This is a genomic window from Blautia sp. HCP3S3_C4 (assembly GCF_052064095.1).
GTDB lineage: Bacteria > Bacillota > Clostridia > Lachnospirales > Lachnospiraceae > Blautia_A.
In genome coordinates this window covers 1-5,530 of sequence record NZ_JBQHWF010000033.1, presented here as the reverse complement: position 1 = coordinate 5,530, position 5,530 = coordinate 1, and the positions used below count along the sequence as shown (strand labels likewise).

At 46.0% G+C, this 5,530-nt stretch carries 3 protein-coding genes; all 3 read right to left on the bottom strand.

All coding sequences use genetic code 11. The features are described 5' to 3' along the window. Nucleotides 1-1,119 precede the first annotated feature (1,119 nt). Genes ACTNC6_RS15945 through ACTNC6_RS15935 form a run of 3 tightly spaced genes read right to left on the bottom strand, consistent with a single transcriptional unit; the run spans nt 1,120 to nt 5,245 of the window. Complete coding sequence (locus ACTNC6_RS15945) at nt 1,120-2,334, bottom strand: type II secretion system F family protein (RefSeq protein ID WP_441044617.1); 1,215 nt, start codon at nt 2,332-2,334, stop codon at nt 1,120-1,122. Between the two features lie 60 nt (nt 2,335-2,394). Then, complete coding sequence (locus ACTNC6_RS15940) at nt 2,395-3,501, bottom strand: type IV pilus twitching motility protein PilT (RefSeq protein WP_441044615.1); 1,107 nt, start codon at nt 3,499-3,501, stop codon at nt 2,395-2,397. A gap of 49 nt (nt 3,502-3,550) precedes the next feature. Then, entirely contained in the window at nt 3,551-5,245 is a 1,695-nt protein-coding gene (locus ACTNC6_RS15935) for a GspE/PulE family protein (protein WP_441044613.1), read from the bottom strand. Nucleotides 5,246-5,530 lie beyond the last annotated feature (285 nt).

Sequence of the window (5,530 nt, the reverse complement as noted above, 5' to 3'; positions counted from 1 at the left end):
GTGCAATTTTAATTTATATTGAACGCTCACAAGAGCATATCAATCTTTTTCTCATCAGATTAGATTATCCGAGTTTTCGGACAGTCTCCCCTGAAAAATCCGGCCATCCGGACATCCAGAGGGGAGGGAGTTATGTTTATAAACTCGTTATTCAGTTTTCAAGTTACATAGTCCGGATAATTAATTAAATAATTAAATTACCAGACAAAAAATCGATCCAAACCAGCCTACATCCACAATCGCCGAGACCAGCTCCGAAATACAGATGTAATCATCTATATCTACAAGAGTCTTAATTATACCCAGCCTTTAAAAATCTACGTTATCCCCCGAAAAGCCCACAGTTTAACAACAATGAGTCTGGGGTTTTCGGGGAATGCTTTCCATAAACTTACAAATAGCCAGCATAACTGGCTCCGAAGCCGTAGATAACCACGTCTATATCTCGGAGCATCCACCCGACAACTCGATTAAATTGAGCCAAGCGGATATTCGCAATCCGCTTCGCTACTTGCTCATAACCGAATAACTGCTTCGCAATTAATTCGGTTAAATTATTATTTTCTTAGTCTGATTCAGAAAAAAACCACTCAATCCCGCTTTTCCAACGCGCCTCCTTTAATCTGAAGAACAACCTGATTAACATGATTCAAAAATATATGATGAACACAGCCCCTATGCCAGCTGCGATACATCCCTAAGATAATTATTGCAGTTATTTTATACGGTAACCAACCACCCGTTTTATATCACACAATACAACCCCAAATAATAATCTAATTTTATTGTTTAATTTAATTATTATTTATTTCAGCCAAAGCACAGCTCCTTACTGCATCTCTATGCAGATATATCTGCAGGGGACTTAGTCATACTTGGCATTTGGGAATCTGCGTTATCACCCCAAAAGTCCAACTGTCTGAGCGTCAGCGAGTTTTGGCTTTTGGGGTGATGCCTTTAGCAGATTTCCAAATACCTAGCATGACTGTCCCCGAAGCCGTATCTGCATAGAGATGCAGTAAGGAGCGTCCCTTATTAATTTAATTCAAGCAATATTCGCGCAATCCCCATCGCTACCTGGTAAAACAAACACCTTTTGTATAATTAAATTTTTATTTTTTACAAGTTATCCAATCCATTATACATCGACGCAATCGGCGAAATCACCGCAATCACCAAAGTCCCAATAATCAACGCCATAAACAAAATAATAATCGGCTCCATAGCCGCCAGCACACTCTGGGTAGTCATCTCCACCTCTTCGTCATAATAATCCGCCATCTTCTCCAGCATCTCCTCCACATTACCAGTCTCCTCACCAATCCCGGTCATATGATACACCATAGGAGGAAAAATCCCGGAAGCCTCCAGAGGCTCTGACAAAGGAACACCCTTCATAACCTCCTCACGGGCCTTCAGCATAGCATTGCTATAATGTATATTATTAACAATCTTCGAAGTAGTCTCCAAGGCATCAATAGTAGAAATACCCGACATAAGCAAAGTACTCATAGTTCTGGCAAACTGAGAACAGGCAGTCTTCACTGTAAGCTTCCCAAACAAAGGCATCTTCATCTTGATCCTGTCAATGGTCAGCCGCCCCTGTGTAGTCCTGTAGATCAGCTTATAAGCAGCCACAACCCCAACAATAATCGCCAGTAGCACATACCAGTGTGAAGTCATCCACTTACTGCTGTTCATAACAAACATAGTAATAGCTGGCATCTCAATATCCAGATCCGCGAACATATCAATAAAGATAGGGATTACAAACAACAGCATAACTGCAATTACCCCAATGGCCGCGATCACCGGAATGATAGGATAAATAGTAGCCTTCTTAATGGTAGCCTTCAGCTTTGCCTCTTTTTCAAAATGCACCGCCATCCTGGAGAAAGCCATCTCCAGACTACCTGACTGCTCCCCTGCCTCCACCATATTCACCAGCATAGGCGGAAAAATATCCGGCTGGCTTCTCATGGAATCCGCCAGGGTATTACCCTTTTCCACATTCAGAAGCACCTCAGAGATGGCACGCTTCAGCCATTTATTCTCTGTCTGCTCGCTTAACATCTGCAGAGCTTCCTTCATAGGAACACCTGCCTGGGTAATACTGACAAACTGCCGGCAGAAAACACTCAGATCCCTGGGCTTAACCTTTTTCCCAATGGAAAAGTCAATCTCTTTGTTCAAAGCCCCCTGTTCCCTGACGGAAACAGGAATCAGACCCTCTGCCTTTAGCTGCTCCAATGCTCTCTCTCTGGTTTCAGCCTCCAGGCTTCCCCTTTTCTCTTTGCCTCTTTTATCTACTGCCACGTAGGAAAAACCAGGCATGCTCTCACCTCTTTTATCTATGGTCACACAGATCCGGGGATCTGCATCCTTATTACTTTTTTACAAGCTAAAACCTCCGTCAAAGCCTGTATCAAATACTGAGCCAACATCCAGATTTATCTTTCTGTTCATGCTTACAGGATCCTGAGCGTAGGTCACTGCTGTATCTCCATCGATCACCTTCCGCATAAACAGATCATACAGTGCATCATCCATGGTCTGCATTCCGGCTCTCTTGTTGGTCTGCATCACAGATGGAATCTGGTAGGTCTTACTCTCCCTGATCAGGTTTCTCACCGCATTATTGGCGAAAAGCACCTCCAGGGCTGCCACACGGCCGCTGCCGTCTGCCTTTTTCAGCAGCTGCTGGGATACAATACACTCCAGTACAGAAGCCAGCTGGATCCGTACCTGCTGCTGTTGGTTTGGGGGAAACACATCGATAATTCGGTCAATAGTTTTGTCTGCACCAATGGTATGGAGGGTGGAAAATACCAGATGACCGGTTTCTGCCGCTGTAATGGCAGTGGAAATGGTTTCCAGGTCTCGCATCTCTCCTACCAGGATCACATCCGGGTCCTCACGGAGAGCGGCTCTCAGTGCCTGAGCATAGTCTGTGGAATCGCTGCCGATCTCCCTCTGGTTTACCACGGATTTGTCATGTCTGTGGAGGTATTCAATAGGATCCTCCAAAGTGATGATGTGGTAAGGATAGGTCCTGTTGATCACATGGATCAGTGAGGCCAGTGTGGTGGATTTACCGCTGCCGGTAGGTCCTGTGACCAGTACCAGTCCACGTTTTCTGCTGGTCATTTCCACAACCTCTCTGGGGATTCCCAGGTCCTCAGGCTCCGGAATATTGAAAGGCAGGCTTCGCATAACTGCTGCCAGCGTACCTCTCTGTTTAAAAACGTTCACGCGAAAACGGCCTACCCCGGAAATGGCGTAGGCAAAGTCTGTCTGTCCGGTTTCCTCTAATTCCTCCCGGTGTCTTTTGTCTATAAGGGGCAGAAGGATGTCCTCCAGCATCTGTGGAGTCAGTCTCTCCCCCATAATAGGTGCCAGCACACCGTCCACACGGTAGCTGGGAGCCCGTCCCGAGGTGAGATGGATATCAGAAGCTCTCTCCTTTACAGACTGTATCAAAATTTCATTTAAGTCATACATGTTTTTTTGTCCTTATATTCAGGTTCCTGCCTGTGAGACAGGCATTCCCTTATTCGTAAGATGCCTTTAGCATCTCCTCAATGGAAGTAGTTCCATCCAGTACATAGCGGATACCATTTTGCCGGAGTGTGCGCATGCCGCTTCGTCTGGCTGCCTCCTCCAGCTCCTCTGTGGTACCGTTCTCGGCAATCAGGTTACGGATTTCTTCATTGACCTCCATAATCTCAAATACACCGATTCGTCCGAAAAAGCCTGTATTGTTGCACAGCTTACAGCCTGCAGGCTCATAGATATTAACTTCCTGGTCTGTATTCTGTCTGAGGATACGCTTCTCCTCCTCGCTAGCCGGTCTCATTTTCCGACAGTGAGGGCAAAGCTTACGCACCAGTCGCTGGGCGATTACTCCCACTACAGAATCTGCGATCAGATATCTCTCCACTCCCATGTCTGCCATACGGTTCAGGGTACCCACTGCATTATTAGTATGTAAGGTGGATACTACCAGGTGTCCGGTAATGGATGCCTGTACTGCAATCCCTGCTGTTTCCTGGTCACGGATCTCACCGATCATAATAATATCCGGGTCCTGACGGAGAATGGAACGAAGGGCTGAAGCAAAGGTCAGGTCTACCTTATTGTTGACCTGGATCTGGTTGATTCCCTCAATATCTGCTTCTACAGGATCCTCTACTGTAACAATATTGACTTCCTCCCTGTTCAGCTCACTGAGGGCCGTGTACAGGGTGGTGGACTTACCGCTTCCGGTAGGCCCTGTAACAAAAATAATTCCAAAGGGGCTTGCCATCATATGGTCAAAACGTGCCATCTCATCCGGGGCAAGTCCCAGTTCCTTCTTATTTCTGGTAAGGTTCAGCTTGGAGGAGATTCGCATAACGATCTTCTCTCCATGCACAGTAGGGATGGAGGAAATTCGGATATCATACTCCTGTCTGTCTACCACAATAGACATACGACCATCCTGAGGTTTCCTCTTCTCTGAAATGTCCATGCCTCCCATAATCTTAATACGGGTGGAAATAGCAGGCAGAAGGCTGTTGTCGTAAACCATCCTCTCAAAAAGTGCACCGTCAATACGGTAGCGGACACGTACCTTGGACTCCAATGCTTCAATATGGATATCACTGGCTCTCTGTCGTACTGCCTGTTCGATCAGAGAACGGACCAGCTGTACAATCGGTGCATCGCTGACATCCGCATCTGTTTCATTTTCCTCAATATTGCCTCGCAGCTGTGCCCTCTCCTGGGTGAAACGTCTGGCAGCATCCATAGTCTCTGACGCACCGTAATGGCGGTCAATGGCAGCCAGAATATCTCTGGTGGTGGCAATATAAGGCTCCACCTGAAGGTTGGTCACAATGGAAATATCATCAATAGCAGCCATATCCATAGGATCTGCCATAGCCAGATGGAGGATGTTGGCATTGTAGGGATCCAGTTCAAAAGGAATACAGGTGTATTTCTTCATCAGATCCACACTGACCAGGTTCCGGACCTCCTTAGGGATGGTCACACCTGTAAGCTGGACTACCTTCAGTCCCAGCTGCATCTGAAGGGCACGGGCAATCATTTCCTCAGTGATAAATCCATTTTCTACCAAAATCTCACCGATTTTCTTATCGCTTCCCTTCTGAAGCTGCAGGGCTTTTTTTAATTGTTCCTCTGTCAGGACGTTCTGCTTTATGAGCAGATCGCCCAAACGCATTCTTTCACGTCTAAGTGCCATATTTTTCAGTCTCTTTTCCGGTATTTTTCCACATTAGCTGCCTGGCAGCTGACTTTCATTTATGGGTAATATCTGTACTGCAGATATCTGTAATTATAAGTATAACAGGTTTATACCTAAGATTAACAAAAATAGTACAATTGTTACTGATCTCATGAGCTGTCACCAGACTGCTCACACGAATTGTCACCGGATTGCTTAAGTTCTTGTCATCGGTAACAGCGAGTTCGCCGCCTGTTTCCAGGCGGCAGACTCTTACTTGACTGCAATCGTGAGCATTTCATG

Excerpts from the sequence above, each read along its gene's own strand:
- ACTNC6_RS15945 (WP_441044617.1), bottom strand. The coding sequence starts at position 2,334 with ATGCCTGGTTTTTCCTACGTGGCAGTAGATAAAAGAGGCAAAGAGAAA.
- ACTNC6_RS15940 (WP_441044615.1), bottom strand. The coding sequence starts at position 3,501 with ATGTATGACTTAAATGAAATTTTGATACAGTCTGTAAAGGAGAGAGCT.
- ACTNC6_RS15935 (WP_441044613.1), bottom strand. The coding sequence starts at position 5,245 with ATGGCACTTAGACGTGAAAGAATGCGTTTGGGCGATCTGCTCATAAAG.